Consider the following 13,087-nt stretch of genomic DNA (forward strand, 5'->3'; position numbering starts at 1 on the left):
ACGAGCTTAACCCCCTTGCTGGGCAATGACAAGGTTAGAATTTAACGTTGCGCCATGGATACACATGAAGGTTTTCTTAATCGGCTTAACGAAGCCATAAAAGACGGGGACGCCAAGCAGGTTCGGATTGCCGAATACTGCGACGTATCCGAGCAGGCTGTTGCCCGGTGGAAGCGCAAGGGCCAGATCAGCAAAAACAACCTGTTCTCACTCAGCGAAATCAGCGGCTACCGCTACCTCTGGATAAAACACGGCACCGGCACCAAGCGCATCTCCTCCGTATCTGAAAACCGCAGGGAGTACATGGAGGAAGAGAACGCCAAGGTTTATTACGCCAGGGACACAGACACCGAATCAAGCGAAGTTGAGCAGTTAATCGAAGCAATCCGCAAGGCGCATGCCACCAAGGTACTTTCAGACCAGTCAATCACCCACCTCGCCAGCTTCATAAAGACACTCACCAACAGATAGCCGGCTGGCCAGCACCACGGAAGAGGACATGGAATTTCTTACCGGGCTTTTTATCATTTTCATACTTGCGGCCATTTTTGGACCGAAGAAGGGGAGCAAGCGGCGCCGAAGCAAGTTGCCTGAAAAAGGCGCCGAGCGGAAATATCAGCAGGATTCCGGCCCTAAAAGGCTAAAGCCCAGGGTGCGAACCAAAAGCCAACTAGAAAATGAACGGCTACTGCTGCAGGCACTTAAGGATGGAGAGGTTCTTACTGTCGCTTATTCTGGCGGCATGCAGCCAGGAACAACCCGGCAAATATTCCCAATCAAGTTCCATAGCAACAAGGTTCGCGCCTATTGCCACACCTCCAAGAGTGAAAAAGACTTCTTCGTTGAGAAAATTAAGATTCTTCCTTCCGACACACCTGTTACTTATCAGGACTTCGAGTCCAACGGCTCGTTAGAGTCGATAGATTCCTTCAAGCGCGATTACCTGCCTGCCTTTGAGGTTAAAGGCTGGACGGTCAAACACGTGGATGATCGGCTAGAACTATTTGACCACTTCAAAAACATGAAACCCCGAAAAACGCCAGCACTCGCCTTGGCCTACTCTCCTACCTACGAAGATTATGATTGGGATGGCGCTGAAGGCGAGCTAGTAACTCGTGAGCGATCCCGGCCATGGTCTGTAGTCACCCGCCAAGGCTCTTCCCACTACAAAGATCTTCGAAAGGCGCTTGTTAAATTCTTGTTGCTTGAAAAAGAACTTTCCCCCTTCAGAAATTAACCGCATTAAGTTTTTCTAAATTTACTTGACTCTCCGCTAAACCGGGGTTAAGTTTGCCTTAATTCTCAATCAAATTGAGGCAGACTAAATGCAAACCTTCACCGCCACAGAATTTACAGCCTGCAACCTGAACCATCTGTTCACCCGCGCCGAGCTGGAAACCCTCGCGTGGATGGCGGAAGGCAAAGAAAACAGCGCCATCGGCCTGCTGCGGGGCCACGGCGAACCCGGCGCCAAAAAGCTGGTGTCGTCGGTACTCCACAAACTCAACTGCAACAACCGGTGCCTGGCCATCGCCCGGGCCTTCTCCAACGGCTACCTGAAAGCCACCCGCAACACCCTGCAGGTGGTTGCCGCTTTGCTGATTGTCGTCAGCGGCGTTTCTGCGGGTACCGGCACCGGTGATTCATTCCTGCGCACAGCCAGCAGCCGCACCCAAAGCGCCCAGCGCGTGCGCTGGGAAGAAGTACTGCCGGCCAACCATGGGAGTGCTGCGTGATGGATATCAAAACCGTATGCCAAATCTTGGGGCCAATCTGGGACTTAGACAGAGAATGCGGCACCAATGCCTATTACCAGCAGGAGCTGGCAAAGCGCATTCAGGCCACTGGCAAAACAACCAAAGAACTAACTATTGGCGAACTGCTGGAGCTGTGCAGAGACACAACTCAAGCCTTGGGGGAGATCCAGGCATGAACCAAACCACCCCCCTGCACGAAGCCGCCCGCATGCTCAACCTGGGCCCGCAAAAACTCTACCGCGCCCTGCGTGCCCGCAAGGTGCTGAACAACAACAACCTGCCCTACCGCTGCTACGTAGTGCGCGGGCTGTTCACCAGCGAACTCAAACAGTACGAACACCCCACCCTGGGCCCAAAGCTGTACGCCACGCCGCACGTAACCGATGCCGGCATCCAGTGGCTGGCCAAACAGTTTGAGGTGGAAATAGCCAAAGCCAACAACCAAGCCGAAGGAGCCGCGCACTAATGCTTAGCGAAAACCGCCCAACCACCAAAGAACTGCTCATGAGCTGGCAACGCCTGTGGCAGCGCAAGCTGAACGGCAAGCCCAGCGAAATCAAAGAAGCCATTGAAGGCCACGTGCGGCTGTTCCCCAAGGGTAACCGCTCCGAAGTAGAGGCCCGAATCCGGCGCACCATCGCCGCCTACAGCGGCAACCCCAACGCCATCCGTGCCCACATGGTGCGCGGCGCCACCCTGCTCAGAAACCTGTAAGGAGACACCCATGGCAACCCTGACCATCCCAGACACCACAACCATTGCGGATCTGGAACGCGCATTCGGCGCCCTGGGCAAAAGCCTGAAGGTAAAACCCGCCCGCCGCCAACCGGAGGACACCCCCAATGGCCGAAACACTCGCCTTACTGCTGATCAGCCTGGCAGCCGTGTGGCTGCTGGCCAACGCCACGCTGCAGGAGACAAGCACCCATGAGCTCACCGAAAGCGGAATACGCCGCAAAAAAACCGTGCACTGGCTTGCCATCCACCACCCAGGCGGAACCAGCCGAATTTACCTCTCGCACAGTCAGCAGCTGGAGCCTATACAGCCAGGAAAACCAACTGTGCGAACTGGCTTTGGATACCAAGCCCGCCCACATCGCCACCGCACTGAACGCCCTGTACCGCGCCGCCATGGCAGCCAGCCTGCAAGGCCGGCAGGCCGGCCGCTTACTGTTGTCCCTATGGGCCCCAGACCAGTACCCCCTGGCCCTGAATGACATCGCCCGCCTGCCCGCACACCTTAACCGTGCGGCCCGGCACCTGATCAACTTTGTAAGCGCCACCGGCACCACCGGCAGGCACCTGATAGCCCCCAGCGAGATTGCCCCGGTAATCACCGCCTGGGGTAACGAGTAACCCATGAACGCGCCAGCACTCACCCACGAAGAACAGATGATTGCCTGGCTGGAGGAAAGCACCGTGCCGCGCGCCTGTGTAGCAAAAACCCACAACCTGGCAGGGCTGATGCGCTTGTCCAACCTGGAACTCACCGTAGAGATCCAGAAGGCCACCGCCGCCAACCCGCTGAACGCACTGCACCTGTGCCACGAACTGCTGGCTGCCCAGCAGTACTACCCAAGCCGCCCGGGCCTCCACAATCTGGTGGGCCGGGAGGTGCAAACCATAGGAAGAGTACTTTCACACCAACCGGAGATAGCCCTGTGAGCAGCCAAAACCGGGGTACAGACCTGCCCCAATTCATCAACGATCTGGACGGCGGAGTGTTCGCCGAAAAAGTATCACGCGCCCTAAGCGACGTAGCCGCCGGCGTGATCGACCACGACGGCAAAGGCGAACTCAACATCAAGCTCAAGCTGGAACGCATCGGCAACAGCTACCGGGTAGGCGTTAAGCACGCCCTCACCTACAAAGTGCCCGAAGCCAACGGCAGCTACAGCCAGGAGAACACCACCGAAAGCGTAATGCACGTGAACACCGGCGGCCGCATGAGCATGTTCCCCGAAAACCAGAGCCAGCTGTTCACCCGCAAAGGTGAGCCCCAAAGCCACGACGACGACAAGGAATAAGCCATGAGCACCGAACTGCTGCACGACAACAGCGCCCTGCACGAATACACCAAAGCCGTTCAGGCCAAAGAACTGCAACAACTCATTTTTTCGCAGTCTGACGGCTCCGCCGTGGCCCTTCCGGAAGGCGTAAAGATTGCCGATCTGGAACAGTACCTGGAAACCCGCCGCCGCTTCCGGGGCAGCATGTCTACCAACCTGATTGAAGAGTTTGTGGAATTCGTAAAAGTCACCGTAAGCGGGTACGACGAGTTCACCGGTGAACACTTCCCGTGCTTCATCAACCCCCAGGCCATGCGCGCCATCGCCTTCTTCAACCTGGGCGACATCGACCAGCCCGGCCACGGAGACCACCAGGCACACCTCACCCTGCAAAAAACCGAAGCCTTCCGCGAGCTGCTGAACATCAACGGCAAACGTTTTGACCAGCGCCAACTGGCCGAATGGCTGGAAGACTGGATAGACCACCTGAAAACCTTTGCCGAAGACGGCCGCACCGAACTGCCACTGGCTGCATCGGTAGCCGCCATCCGCCGCATCACCATCGGCACCAACGCAGAAGCCACCAGTGAAGAACAAACCTTCAGCAGCCGCCGCAGCGCCATGGCCGAAGTAGAGGCCAAGCACAAAGACCAGCTGCCGGCCTTCCTGAAATTCACCTGCGAACCCTACCAGGGCCTGCAGGAGCGCACCTTCACCGTACGCCTCAGCCTGATCACCGGCGAAAAGCCCCTGATCAGCGCCCGCATCGTGCGCCTGGAAACCGCCCAGGAAGACATGGCCAAAGAGCTGGAAGAAAAACTGCGCGCAGGCTTTGAGGATTCCGAAGTGCGCACCTTCGTAGGCGAATTTCACACCCTGTAACCAGCCGCGCCCCACGGGGCGCATCTGAGAGGGCTTTCACCGAGAGCCCTGCCAGATGCCAACAGAAAGGAGATCAGCATGACACCCAAAGAACTCGCAGCAGACATGGCCCGGTTCTGGATCAAAGAAAACGCCATCATTATAGACACCGAAACCACCGGGCTGGACACCACAGACGAAATTGTGGAAATCAGCGCCATCGATTGCCAGGGCAACGTACTGCTAGACACCCTGGTAAAACCCCTGGGTGAAATCAGCGCCGGCGCAGCCCGCGTGCACGGCATCACCATGGAAGACGTAGCCAGCGCCCCCACCTTTGCCGATGTACTGCCAGACCTCACCGGCATAGTGCACGGCAGCACCGTGGTGATGTTCAACGCTCCTTTCGATAGCCGGCTGATCCACCAAAGCGCAACCCGCCACGGCCTGCCCAGCCCCCGCATGAGCACCCACTGTGCCATGCAAAACTACGCCCGCTTCTACGGCCAGTGGGACGAAGACCGCAACTGCTGGAAATGGCAATCACTGGCCAACGCCGCCTGGCAATCCCAGATCGAAGTAGACGGCGAAGCCCACCGGGCCCTAACCGACTGCAAAACCACCCTGGCACTCATTAACAAAATGGCCGCCTGGTTGCCAAAAGCAGCCTGAACAGGAGACAGCACCATGGAAACCGCCCCAGTAGAAACCAGCGTCCCCCGGATGACCGCCGCCATGTTTGAAAAAGCCTGCGAAATCCTGCGGCTAAGCGCCCAGATTTCTGAATTAGGGCTTGCTCACAGCTTTGTAGACATGAGCGGCCACGTGCGCCGTTTTACCGCCCGCACCCTGCCGGCAGACACCAGGTACAGCATGGGCAGCAGCTACGCCCGCGTTAACGAGGTAGATGTGAGCTTTGATTTTGAAGACATGAGCCCAGCCGAGCAGGCCGGCCGATGGCGCGGCCGCATGGCCCGGTTGTGTGCCTACGCAGACTGGCTGCAGCAAGTGATCGACAAAGCGGAAGTGATTACAACAGCGGAGAGCGTGGCATGAGCGTTGAACCCTGCACCAAAGCCGAATTTGAAGAAGCCCTGCGGGAAGACGGCATTGAGCAGCCCCGCCCGCAGCTCACCGGTGCCGAAATCTTCAGCGTTGTGAAAGCCAAAATGGAGCGCCTGATCAACACCAGCGCCGATGACTGCAGCATCACCCTCATCAACAGCGCCAACAGAAATCCGGTAGAAACCATCGGCGAAATCACCCAAGTGCTGGTAATGATGAACCACCAGGGCATAGACAAGAAATCACACCGGCAGGCCATGCTGCGTGCCGCGCGGAAAGCCATGGCCAGCCTTGCGGAGTACCCGGCATGAGCCAGCAGCAAAACGACGAAACCACCGCCCTGCTCCACCTGCTGGCAGACATCCGCGAAGCCTGCCGGGACCGCGGCCAGCGCATGCAGGGCGAACTGGTGCGCTACATCCGCGAACTCACCAACAAAGCCGAACTGTGGGACGAATACCAGGGCAAAGCCCCCACCACCTACCTGGCCGGCCCGGCCCAGGTAGACATGGGCGGCGTAGTGTTCAACATCCCGGAAGGCAAAGTGGCAGAACTGCGCGGCTTCGACACACCCAGCCACCCGGAGGGCCACCCCAATGAGTAAGCCAATCTCGAATGACGCACTGATCCTGCTGCGCCTGTTCGAAAACCACCGGGGCATAGACGTGCCCCAAAGCTGGACAGACCTGCTGCAGCGTTACCACAGCGTTTTCGAAAACCCAGACAAACGCCCCAAAACCTCATGGCGCCCCGAGCGCCTGCGCAAAGCCCTGAACGAAGCCGAAGCCCAGGGCCTGATAGAACTGCAACGCAGCCACAACTGGACCATCACCAGCCGAGGGCTGGAGGTGCGGAGGGAAGAGACAGTGCGGAGGATGAAATCGTGAAACCCGAAAGCCCAGACCATCACGGAGCCCGCGACATAGAAAGGCTTCGATACGTGCTGATTGAGATTGCAAGCACAGCCAGGGAGTACATGGACATGCCATCGAGCGGGACGACAACCCGGAGCATAAGCCGGCGAAGTATCCCTACAAGCTGATCAATGGCGAATTGGTGAGAGACGATGGAACAGATTCGAAAAAGACATCACCTCAAAGCGCATGAGCGGGCAGCTGTTGACGCCGATCTGATCAAGCGCAAAGAGCTGCGGCGGCGCATGGCTGAGAACGCCGCCGAGATTGTCACTCTGGAAGTTGGTATTTCGGCTCGAACCATCCAGAAAGTGGACCGCCTGCGCAAAGTCTGCCCGGCGCTATTCCCGCGAATTGACCAGAAGAAGCTGGAAGAAGCGTTCAGTCGTCGGCGGATCTACTGGCTGGCTCGTGAGGAATTTCAGAGCCGGTACAGCGATCAGGCCATGATGGCTCGGCACAACATTTCCAAAACCACGCTGGTGCGCCGGCAGAAGCAGGTTTACCAGCAGCAGGCAGAGCAAATTCGGAGGGCGGCATGAACATTCGCGACCTTTCACCGGACCACCCGCTACGCACCGACCCTTCACGGCCTTGGCCATACAAGGTGCTGGTGGGTTACCGGGCCCATGGCAACCGCAAGATCGTTGCCACCCGTTCGGTTTATGTCCGGGCAACCAGCGAGAACCAGGCGGAGGAAGCAGGCTTCCGTGAAGCAAGAGCGATGATTCCGATGGTAGTCGATGGCCGCCGGCTGAAGGCAAGCCGGATCGTGAGCAGTCGGCCGCTGGATAAACATGATGCGATCGGGGGTGTGGCATGAAACGGCTTCCTGACGTTACCCGGGTGCCGGATCTCAAACGGATGATCCTTCAAGGCTGGGAGCTTTGCTTCCTGAAACATCCGAGGTATCCGAAGCTGCCCGGGCCTATTGAAATGCGCTACCGAGACCAAGTGGCGAGCGTGACTTATGAGTGTATAGACCGAGCTGTACAGAACCTTGACTGGTTTCGGGAGAACACGGAAGAAGTCGAGCTCCACAAAGGGGCCTGGCTTTACAGGGCCAAACAGAAAGACCTGGTTAGCGGACTTATAGGCTCGTCGGCTGGTGGTTCGACATGAGCTGCGACAAATGCAGCGCCTTACTGGAACGCCTGAGCAAGCTGCGTGACCGGAAAGACTACTAAGTGCGCGAGAACAAAAGACTTCGGGCGCAGGTGCGGAATCAGCGCAAGAAGCTGAGCGAATGGGAGAAGAAGCATGGCAACAACTGAACGAGAAGATGCACTGGACCGCAAGCTGAGCGGCCAGAGTAAAGCCGAGCGATTGATTGATGGCGCTGCCGTACTCATTGCTGGCCAGGCCTATGAGCTGATGCTGTCGCACTCGATTGAGGGCGAGTGGCCAGAATCCGAGGCGCACGTAAAAGCTGAGCACGACATGATGCTGGAAATGGTTGGCGAACTCCGGGGGCTGAAGGGCAACTGTCAAGGAATCCTTGATAGCTCAGGAAGCGAAGTAACTATCACACCGGAAATGATCGATGCCGGAGCGCAGCGCCTGGTGGCCTGGGACGATGGCAGCGAGTGGCCGGATAGCTGTAGCCCGATGGTGGTTGCAGCGGCCCGAAACGATGCGGAGCGGGTGATTCGTTCGGCGCTGAATTACGCCAGGGCAGACCGTTTTCGGGGCGCCAGCATCAGCCCAGTTCGAGAGCATCCATCCAGTGCTGCCGGGCCGGCCCACAAAGAGCTGGTGGAGGGCGGCGCGAAAGGGCTGATAGAAAGAATGCGCAGCCTTGAGCAAGACCACGAGCCCGATGGATGGCCAGCGGTGCAGATGCGGGATATCAGCGCGCTGTGTGATCTGGCGGAAGCTGCAGGTGGTCAGAGTGTTCAGCCGGCGGTCGGACCGGAAGTTACTGATGAGATGATCGAAGCCGGAGCCCAGCGCCTGGTGGCCTGGGAAGACGGCAGCGTTTGGCCGGACAGCTGGGGCCCGATGGTGGTTGCAGCTGCCAGGAACGATGCGGAGCGGGTGATTCGTTCGGCGCTGAATGCCGGGGCAGAACAATGAGAGAGGTGCTTATCCAGGTGGCAGTAATGCTGGGCGCGTGTGCCACTATCGGGCTGATCACATACGGGCTGGCCCTAGCGGGAGAGCCGCAATCGGCCTGGTTCTGGTACGACATTATCGGAGTGTGTTGTGGCGATTGAGCAATACTGCGATGGCGCTGTTGATGCCAGCCCAGCAGCTCAAGAGCGCGGGCCCTGCAACTGCTGCGGTGCCATTACTGAAAACTGGTACCGAAACTACAACGGAGAATCCGGTTTTGAATGCGCCCGCTGTCTGGAGCAGGCCAAAAGTACCGAATGGGGCGATATTCACGCCTGAAGAAAACCGAAAGTAGCAAGGTGACCACTATGGCCAAACTCAAATCACTGGAAAAATGGCGAGAAGAAACCTTTGAAGAACCCGGCCCATCCATGCGGGCTGTTTACAAATGGGCGAATGAAGGCCACATTCCCGGGGCGCGTAAAATTGGCGGGCTCTGGTTTGTGGATCCAGACAAAGCAAATCGAACCACCGGCAACCCGCTGGTAGATAAGGTACTGCAGGCAAGCTAATGGCACCCAGAAGGCGGCTAAAACGGAACAAAGATCTGGCGCAAAACTTATACGCCAGCGTGAAAAACGGCGTCACCTACTACCAGTACCGCCACCCCGGTACCGGCCAGTACCACGCCATGGGCAACAACAAAGCCGAAGCCCAGGCCGCCGCGCGCCAGCTCAACAGCATACTCATCAAAGAAGCCGATCTGGTAGGTGGCGTACTCGGCACCGCCGGCAAAGACATCAACCACCTCATCACCCGGTACCAGGAAGAACTGCTGCCCTCCAAGCGCCTGGCACCTGGCACCCAGAAAATACTCGAGTACCGCCTGAACCGAATCAGCCGGGACATCGGCAACAAACAGATCGATGAAGTAGACGTGCAAGCCATCGCCAAGTACCTGGACGACAGCTTCGAGCGTGACGCCTACATCAAGCACCGCGCCACCCTGATAGACCTCTTCCGCTTCGCCATCATGAAAGGCCTGTACCCGGCCGATATCGGCAACCCGGCAGAGATCACCTACGCCAAATCCGATTACGAAAAAGCCCGCCGCCGTCTTACCCTGGAACAGTTCTGGGAGATCCACGCCAAAGCAGAGCCGTGGATGCAGCTGGCCATGGAAATAGCGCTCATCACCCTGCAGGGCCGCGCCGAAGTCATCAACATGAAATTCGCCGATTACCACAACCAAACCCTTCAGGTAATCCGCCAGAAATCCAGCAAGCACGAGCACTCACACCTGATGATTCACTGCCCCCAGCTGGAAGAAATCATCACCAGGGCCCGGCAATCCAACGTACCCAGCCCCTACATCATCCACCGCCGGCCGGTGCGCAAGGTAGAAGCCGAAGGCCGGGACCACTGGACCAAGCTAACCCCCAACACCTTCACCGCAGAATTCCGCAAAACCCGGGATAAGTGCGAAAGCTTCAAGAAAATGCCCAGAGAAGCGCGCCCCACCTTCCACGAAATCCGCGCCCTGGGCTCCTGGTTGTACAAAAAACAGGGCTACGACACCGAAACGTACATACAGCCGCTTATGGCCCACGCCGATCAGAAGATGACGGAGCATTATCAGCAGGGGCATGAGCGGGAGTGGGTGCGGGTTGAGGCGGGGTTGAGCATTGCCAGAAGCAAGAATTGATTCCCGATATACAGTGCGCAATGCATTGATTTCTAAGGTGTGCAAATTGTGCAAAAAGGGCGGGCAATTTTGGCGGGTAAATTCTTTATATTCAGATGGTTGCAGAGCTAGAAACTTAATTTTGACATGGTAGAGGTCCGCGGTTCGAATCCGCGTGGTCCTACCAATCTTGCCAAGAAAGTCAGTTGCTTACGGAGATCGTGAGAACTGGCTTTTTTTGTTTCTCCGCATGATCTCCCACACAAAGACACACCATAAACGAGCAGGCATCCAGCAGTTCCCCTCTCAGAGCGGCGAAGGCACATCCGACTTCAATGATCTCCATGTTATGGATACTCTGAAGCCGAGAGCCCCGGGGGTTGTCATCGCTGTAGGAATAGCTTACACACACCCGCACAGGATCATAACTGGGAAAAGCCCTGTATTCTGATTATCAACGACGAACTAGAAATACGCCGTTTCCTGCGCACCAGCCCCGACCGAGCTTCAACATCGATTCGTCATGTCGCCACAACTTGGGCGAAACTTGAGACACCGGAGTGGCCGGTAAGGTCGCAAAGCGAACATTCAGGTTTTGGAATAACGCCGCGCTCTACGGCAAATTTGGAGCGCAGTGGAAAATATGTCCGGCAGCAGCGCCTTCTTAGGCGATACAAAGCACTGTAGGCAAATCAAATGGCCACCCCAAAAAGGGCACCGATCCCCGCAGTCAGGGCCATTGCCAGGGCGCCCCAAAAAGTTACCCGAGAAGCAGCCACAAGAACGGGAGCGCCCCCCGTTCTTGCTGCTAGTGAGCCCAGCAACGCAAGGAACAAGAGAGAGCTGCTTGGAACAGCCCACATAAGTATGTGACTCGGCAACAACAAAACGATGAGCAGGGGAAGTGCCGCGCCAACCGAGAATGTACCTGCCGACGCAAACGCGGCCTGAATCGGGCGAGCCGTCGATACCTCTGAAATACCAAGTTCATCGCGTGCGTGAGCCCCAAGCGCATCATGCTTCATGAGCTGAATTGCTACTGTGCTTGCAAGCTCTGGATCCAACCCTCGCCTTACGTAGATCTCAGCCAATTCCGCTTGTTCTTGTTCGGGCTCCCTAACGAGCTCTCCACTCTCTCTGGCAAGATCCGCCCGCTCCGTATCAGATTGAGAGCTGACTGACACATACTCACCCGCTGCCATCGACATAGCGCCTGCAACAAGACCGGCAACACCAGCAACCAAGACAGCCTTCGAGTCCGCCCCTGCCGCCGCAACCCCAAGAACCAGACTAGCGGTAGATACAATTCCATCATTTGCGCCCAGAACCGCAGCACGGAGCCAGCCAATCCGTTCTGTCCTGTGCCTTTCAGCATGCCTCATACCAAGTTCCAATTAAAAAGGAAGAGAAAGTTACTAACGTTTGCAGCATGCGCGCCCATGAAATGGAGCCGAAGGCGCAATGTAAAGGGTGGACTTACCCGGGTCCACTAGAAACTTCTAGCCTATGATTAGAGCATAGCAGAGAGTGCCATGAGCAACCAACGTTATCCCGCGGAATTCAAGAATGACGCGGTCTGGAATAGTGTGCGTGCTAATCAGCACGCGGTGCATCGAAAGATCGACCATAAGCAGACCTGAGAACCTGATGGCGATGCTTGAAAATGAACCGGTAAACCGGTGTCAGTAACAAGGTGAACATGGGCAACCTGCATTGAAATTCGACAGTGTCGGTTAGCCTGCATGCCGTCCCGTATCGATCTATGTTCCGATGATGGCGCCACAACCTATTGCAAAACGAGCTGGATTCTTCCGCGAATCCCACTTGTCGATCGATGCTAGCGAAAAAGAACTTGTGTCGATCGATAGGCACGATACCAAACAGGAGTATCCAGCTTGAAAACAGCACCCTACCAGTAGGCCAATCGGAGATTGCCTTGTTTGACCACTCGGAGGGGGCCGTCTGCGGATGAGAGGACTTAGCTCCCTATTGACCCCTTCCATCGTAAACAGCTCAGAGACAACTTCAGGACTGATTTCAAGATTGCTGGATATTTCAAATATCATTGTAGTCAACCGTGGGAGTTAACATGGCAATCACCCATACGCATCAATCGCATCCGGACATTTCCTCGACGATTCTGTCTGGCCTCTACAGCCAGGTCGGCAGGCCATCGATGAAGTCAAGGCAACAGTTTAATACCTGAAATCACCGATGCTCGCCGGTTTGAATGCCGGGCCTAAGTGACTCTGAGCCTCAGAAACGAAACTTACAGGTGGCCGTATAATATCCAGGCGCCCACCGCAACCAGCGTAAGACCGCCGAATATTTCTGCTCGGTGCCCCATCACAGCTCCGATAGCGCGGCCCAGCATTATGCCAATAGTCACCATCAGGGTTGTTGCCAGTCCGATTAAAGCCGCAGCAATCCAGATATTGACGTTGATAAATGCCAGGCTCACGCCCACCGCCATGGCGTCAATACTGGTACTGAAAGCGGTAATGCAGGTCCGGAGCAAGGACTTTTCCGCCGGCTTTTCTACGCCGTCTTCCTCGGGTTTCATACCCTCATAAATCATATGAAGACCGAGAATCATCAGTAGCGCAAACGCGATCCCCCCCTCTGGCAGGATAGTTGGCACTACTTAATTTTTAACCAGTTGGGCGGTTCAGGTGTTGATAGTGCCTCGTTATTCCGAAGAACGTAAAGCCTCCGTGCTGGCGAAGTTGTCGCCGCCCCATA

The 13,087-nt window shown here is 56.7% G+C and carries 24 protein-coding genes and 1 pseudogene; 23 read left to right on the forward strand and 2 right to left on the reverse strand.

Annotated elements, in window-relative coordinates; genetic code table 11:
• Nucleotides 1–54 precede the first annotated feature (54 nt).
• The 23 genes from LWH94_RS16015 (at nt 55) to LWH94_RS16125 (ending at nt 10,366) form a co-directional block, all read left to right on the forward strand.
• Entirely contained in the window at nt 55–471 is a 417-nt protein-coding gene (locus tag LWH94_RS16015) for a hypothetical protein (RefSeq protein WP_232902865.1), read from the forward strand.
• A gap of 28 nt (nt 472–499) precedes the next feature.
• Entirely contained in the window at nt 500–1,237 is a 738-nt protein-coding gene (locus LWH94_RS16020) for a hypothetical protein (RefSeq protein ID WP_232902866.1), read from the forward strand.
• Nucleotides 1,238–1,325: 88 nt separating this feature from the next.
• Nucleotides 1,326–1,736, forward strand: a complete 411-nt coding sequence (locus LWH94_RS16025) for a helix-turn-helix transcriptional regulator (RefSeq protein WP_232902867.1) — start codon at nt 1,326–1,328, stop codon at nt 1,734–1,736.
• Entirely contained in the window at nt 1,736–1,933 is a 198-nt protein-coding gene (locus LWH94_RS16030) for a hypothetical protein (protein ID WP_232902868.1), read from the forward strand. Before LWH94_RS16025 ends, LWH94_RS16030 begins: the two co-directional genes overlap by 1 nt.
• On the forward strand, nt 1,930–2,223 hold the full coding sequence (locus tag LWH94_RS16035; RefSeq protein ID WP_232902869.1) for a phage antirepressor KilAC domain-containing protein: 294 nt from the start codon (nt 1,930–1,932) through the stop codon (nt 2,221–2,223). The genes LWH94_RS16030 and LWH94_RS16035 overlap by 4 nt, the downstream gene beginning before the upstream one ends.
• Nucleotides 2,223–2,471 carry a hypothetical protein gene (locus LWH94_RS16040; protein ID WP_232902870.1) on the forward strand — a complete coding sequence of 83 codons (249 nt, stop codon included), beginning with the start codon at nt 2,223–2,225 and terminating at the stop codon, nt 2,469–2,471. Before LWH94_RS16035 ends, LWH94_RS16040 begins: the two co-directional genes overlap by 1 nt.
• 10 nt (nt 2,472–2,481) lie before the next feature.
• A complete protein-coding gene (locus tag LWH94_RS16045) occupies nt 2,482–2,688 on the forward strand; it encodes a hypothetical protein (protein ID WP_232902871.1) in 207 nt (68 codons plus the stop codon).
• The gene (locus tag LWH94_RS16050; RefSeq protein ID WP_232902872.1) at nt 2,685–3,113 is read left to right on the forward strand and encodes a DUF7673 family protein; all 429 of its coding nucleotides are present in this window, start codon (nt 2,685–2,687) and stop codon (nt 3,111–3,113) included. Before LWH94_RS16045 ends, LWH94_RS16050 begins: the two co-directional genes overlap by 4 nt.
• 3 nt (nt 3,114–3,116) lie before the next feature.
• On the forward strand, nt 3,117–3,422 hold the full coding sequence (locus LWH94_RS16055; RefSeq protein WP_232902873.1) for a hypothetical protein: 306 nt from the start codon (nt 3,117–3,119) through the stop codon (nt 3,420–3,422).
• Nucleotides 3,419–3,784 carry a hypothetical protein gene (locus tag LWH94_RS16060; protein WP_232902874.1) on the forward strand — a complete coding sequence of 122 codons (366 nt, stop codon included), beginning with the start codon at nt 3,419–3,421 and terminating at the stop codon, nt 3,782–3,784. The genes LWH94_RS16055 and LWH94_RS16060 overlap by 4 nt, the downstream gene beginning before the upstream one ends.
• 3 nt (nt 3,785–3,787) lie before the next feature.
• A complete protein-coding gene (locus tag LWH94_RS16065) occupies nt 3,788–4,648 on the forward strand; it encodes a DUF2303 family protein (protein WP_232902875.1) in 861 nt (286 codons plus the stop codon).
• A 78-nt stretch (nt 4,649–4,726) separates the two neighbouring features.
• Nucleotides 4,727–5,299, forward strand: a complete 573-nt coding sequence (locus tag LWH94_RS16070) for a 3'-5' exonuclease (RefSeq protein WP_232902876.1) — start codon at nt 4,727–4,729, stop codon at nt 5,297–5,299.
• Between the two features lie 15 nt (nt 5,300–5,314).
• Nucleotides 5,315–5,683, forward strand: coding sequence for a hypothetical protein (locus LWH94_RS16075; protein WP_232902877.1), 369 nt, complete (start codon nt 5,315–5,317; stop codon nt 5,681–5,683).
• Nucleotides 5,680–6,003, forward strand: coding sequence for a hypothetical protein (locus LWH94_RS16080; RefSeq protein WP_232902878.1), 324 nt, complete (start codon nt 5,680–5,682; stop codon nt 6,001–6,003). The genes LWH94_RS16075 and LWH94_RS16080 overlap by 4 nt, the downstream gene beginning before the upstream one ends.
• Nucleotides 6,000–6,296, forward strand: coding sequence for a hypothetical protein (locus tag LWH94_RS16085; protein WP_232902879.1), 297 nt, complete (start codon nt 6,000–6,002; stop codon nt 6,294–6,296). The genes LWH94_RS16080 and LWH94_RS16085 overlap by 4 nt, the downstream gene beginning before the upstream one ends.
• Entirely contained in the window at nt 6,289–6,579 is a 291-nt protein-coding gene (locus LWH94_RS16090) for a hypothetical protein (protein WP_232902880.1), read from the forward strand. Before LWH94_RS16085 ends, LWH94_RS16090 begins: the two co-directional genes overlap by 8 nt.
• Before the next feature lie 179 nt (nt 6,580–6,758).
• Nucleotides 6,759–7,148 carry a hypothetical protein gene (locus tag LWH94_RS16095; protein ID WP_232902881.1) on the forward strand — a complete coding sequence of 130 codons (390 nt, stop codon included), beginning with the start codon at nt 6,759–6,761 and terminating at the stop codon, nt 7,146–7,148.
• The gene (locus LWH94_RS16100; RefSeq protein ID WP_232902882.1) at nt 7,145–7,429 is read left to right on the forward strand and encodes a hypothetical protein; all 285 of its coding nucleotides are present in this window, start codon (nt 7,145–7,147) and stop codon (nt 7,427–7,429) included. The genes LWH94_RS16095 and LWH94_RS16100 overlap by 4 nt, the downstream gene beginning before the upstream one ends.
• A 437-nt stretch (nt 7,430–7,866) precedes the next feature.
• The gene (locus LWH94_RS16105; protein ID WP_232902883.1) at nt 7,867–8,682 is read left to right on the forward strand and encodes a hypothetical protein; all 816 of its coding nucleotides are present in this window, start codon (nt 7,867–7,869) and stop codon (nt 8,680–8,682) included.
• Complete coding sequence (locus LWH94_RS16110) at nt 8,679–8,822, forward strand: hypothetical protein (RefSeq protein ID WP_232902884.1); 144 nt, start codon at nt 8,679–8,681, stop codon at nt 8,820–8,822. Before LWH94_RS16105 ends, LWH94_RS16110 begins: the two co-directional genes overlap by 4 nt.
• Nucleotides 8,812–9,000, forward strand: coding sequence for a hypothetical protein (locus LWH94_RS16115; protein ID WP_232902885.1), 189 nt, complete (start codon nt 8,812–8,814; stop codon nt 8,998–9,000). Before LWH94_RS16110 ends, LWH94_RS16115 begins: the two co-directional genes overlap by 11 nt.
• A 29-nt stretch (nt 9,001–9,029) precedes the next feature.
• Nucleotides 9,030–9,233, forward strand: coding sequence for a DNA-binding protein (locus tag LWH94_RS16120; RefSeq protein ID WP_232902886.1), 204 nt, complete (start codon nt 9,030–9,032; stop codon nt 9,231–9,233).
• Nucleotides 9,233–10,366, forward strand: a complete 1,134-nt coding sequence (locus LWH94_RS16125) for a phage integrase Arm DNA-binding domain-containing protein (RefSeq protein WP_232902887.1) — start codon at nt 9,233–9,235, stop codon at nt 10,364–10,366. The genes LWH94_RS16120 and LWH94_RS16125 overlap by 1 nt, the downstream gene beginning before the upstream one ends.
• A 671-nt stretch (nt 10,367–11,037) precedes the next feature.
• Here LWH94_RS16125 and LWH94_RS16130 read toward each other — a convergent pair.
• Nucleotides 11,038–11,739: a VIT1/CCC1 transporter family protein gene (locus tag LWH94_RS16130; protein WP_227498342.1), complete on the reverse strand. Its 702-nt coding sequence runs from the start codon at nt 11,737–11,739 to the stop codon at nt 11,038–11,040.
• Between the two features lie 875 nt (nt 11,740–12,614).
• Nucleotides 12,615–12,959: pseudogene (locus LWH94_RS16135) on the reverse strand (manganese efflux pump MntP); the annotation flags it as partial.
• Nucleotides 12,960–13,087: the final 128 nt, after the last annotated feature.

The sequence above is a fragment of the Marinobacter sp. G11 genome (assembly GCF_021282325.1).
Lineage (GTDB): Bacteria > Pseudomonadota > Gammaproteobacteria > Pseudomonadales > Oleiphilaceae > Marinobacter > Marinobacter vinifirmus.

Bases quoted from the DNA above. Each gene is read 5' to 3' on its own strand.
- LWH94_RS16090 (WP_232902880.1), top strand. From the start codon at position 6,289: ATGAGTAAGCCAATCTCGAATGACGCACTGATCCTGCTGCGCCTGTTC.
- LWH94_RS16055 (WP_232902873.1), top strand. From the start codon at position 3,117: ATGAACGCGCCAGCACTCACCCACGAAGAACAGATGATTGCCTGGCTG.
- LWH94_RS16085 (WP_232902879.1), top strand. From the start codon at position 6,000: ATGAGCCAGCAGCAAAACGACGAAACCACCGCCCTGCTCCACCTGCTG.
- LWH94_RS16125 (WP_232902887.1), top strand. From the start codon at position 9,233: ATGGCACCCAGAAGGCGGCTAAAACGGAACAAAGATCTGGCGCAAAAC.
- LWH94_RS16050 (WP_232902872.1), top strand. From the start codon at position 2,685: ATGAGCTCACCGAAAGCGGAATACGCCGCAAAAAAACCGTGCACTGGC.
- LWH94_RS16095 (WP_232902881.1), top strand. From the start codon at position 6,759: ATGGAACAGATTCGAAAAAGACATCACCTCAAAGCGCATGAGCGGGCA.
- LWH94_RS16020 (WP_232902866.1), top strand. From the start codon at position 500: ATGGAATTTCTTACCGGGCTTTTTATCATTTTCATACTTGCGGCCATT.
- LWH94_RS16015 (WP_232902865.1), top strand. From the start codon at position 55: ATGGATACACATGAAGGTTTTCTTAATCGGCTTAACGAAGCCATAAAA.
- LWH94_RS16065 (WP_232902875.1), top strand. From the start codon at position 3,788: ATGAGCACCGAACTGCTGCACGACAACAGCGCCCTGCACGAATACACC.
- LWH94_RS16105 (WP_232902883.1), top strand. From the start codon at position 7,867: ATGGCAACAACTGAACGAGAAGATGCACTGGACCGCAAGCTGAGCGGC.
- LWH94_RS16025 (WP_232902867.1), top strand. From the start codon at position 1,326: ATGCAAACCTTCACCGCCACAGAATTTACAGCCTGCAACCTGAACCAT.
- LWH94_RS16040 (WP_232902870.1), top strand. From the start codon at position 2,223: ATGCTTAGCGAAAACCGCCCAACCACCAAAGAACTGCTCATGAGCTGG.
- LWH94_RS16045 (WP_232902871.1), top strand. From the start codon at position 2,482: ATGGCAACCCTGACCATCCCAGACACCACAACCATTGCGGATCTGGAA.
- LWH94_RS16070 (WP_232902876.1), top strand. From the start codon at position 4,727: ATGACACCCAAAGAACTCGCAGCAGACATGGCCCGGTTCTGGATCAAA.
- LWH94_RS16035 (WP_232902869.1), top strand. From the start codon at position 1,930: ATGAACCAAACCACCCCCCTGCACGAAGCCGCCCGCATGCTCAACCTG.
- LWH94_RS16030 (WP_232902868.1), top strand. From the start codon at position 1,736: ATGGATATCAAAACCGTATGCCAAATCTTGGGGCCAATCTGGGACTTA.
- LWH94_RS16120 (WP_232902886.1), top strand. From the start codon at position 9,030: ATGGCCAAACTCAAATCACTGGAAAAATGGCGAGAAGAAACCTTTGAA.
- LWH94_RS16110 (WP_232902884.1), top strand. From the start codon at position 8,679: ATGAGAGAGGTGCTTATCCAGGTGGCAGTAATGCTGGGCGCGTGTGCC.
- LWH94_RS16100 (WP_232902882.1), top strand. From the start codon at position 7,145: ATGAACATTCGCGACCTTTCACCGGACCACCCGCTACGCACCGACCCT.
- LWH94_RS16080 (WP_232902878.1), top strand. From the start codon at position 5,680: ATGAGCGTTGAACCCTGCACCAAAGCCGAATTTGAAGAAGCCCTGCGG.
- LWH94_RS16075 (WP_232902877.1), top strand. From the start codon at position 5,315: ATGGAAACCGCCCCAGTAGAAACCAGCGTCCCCCGGATGACCGCCGCC.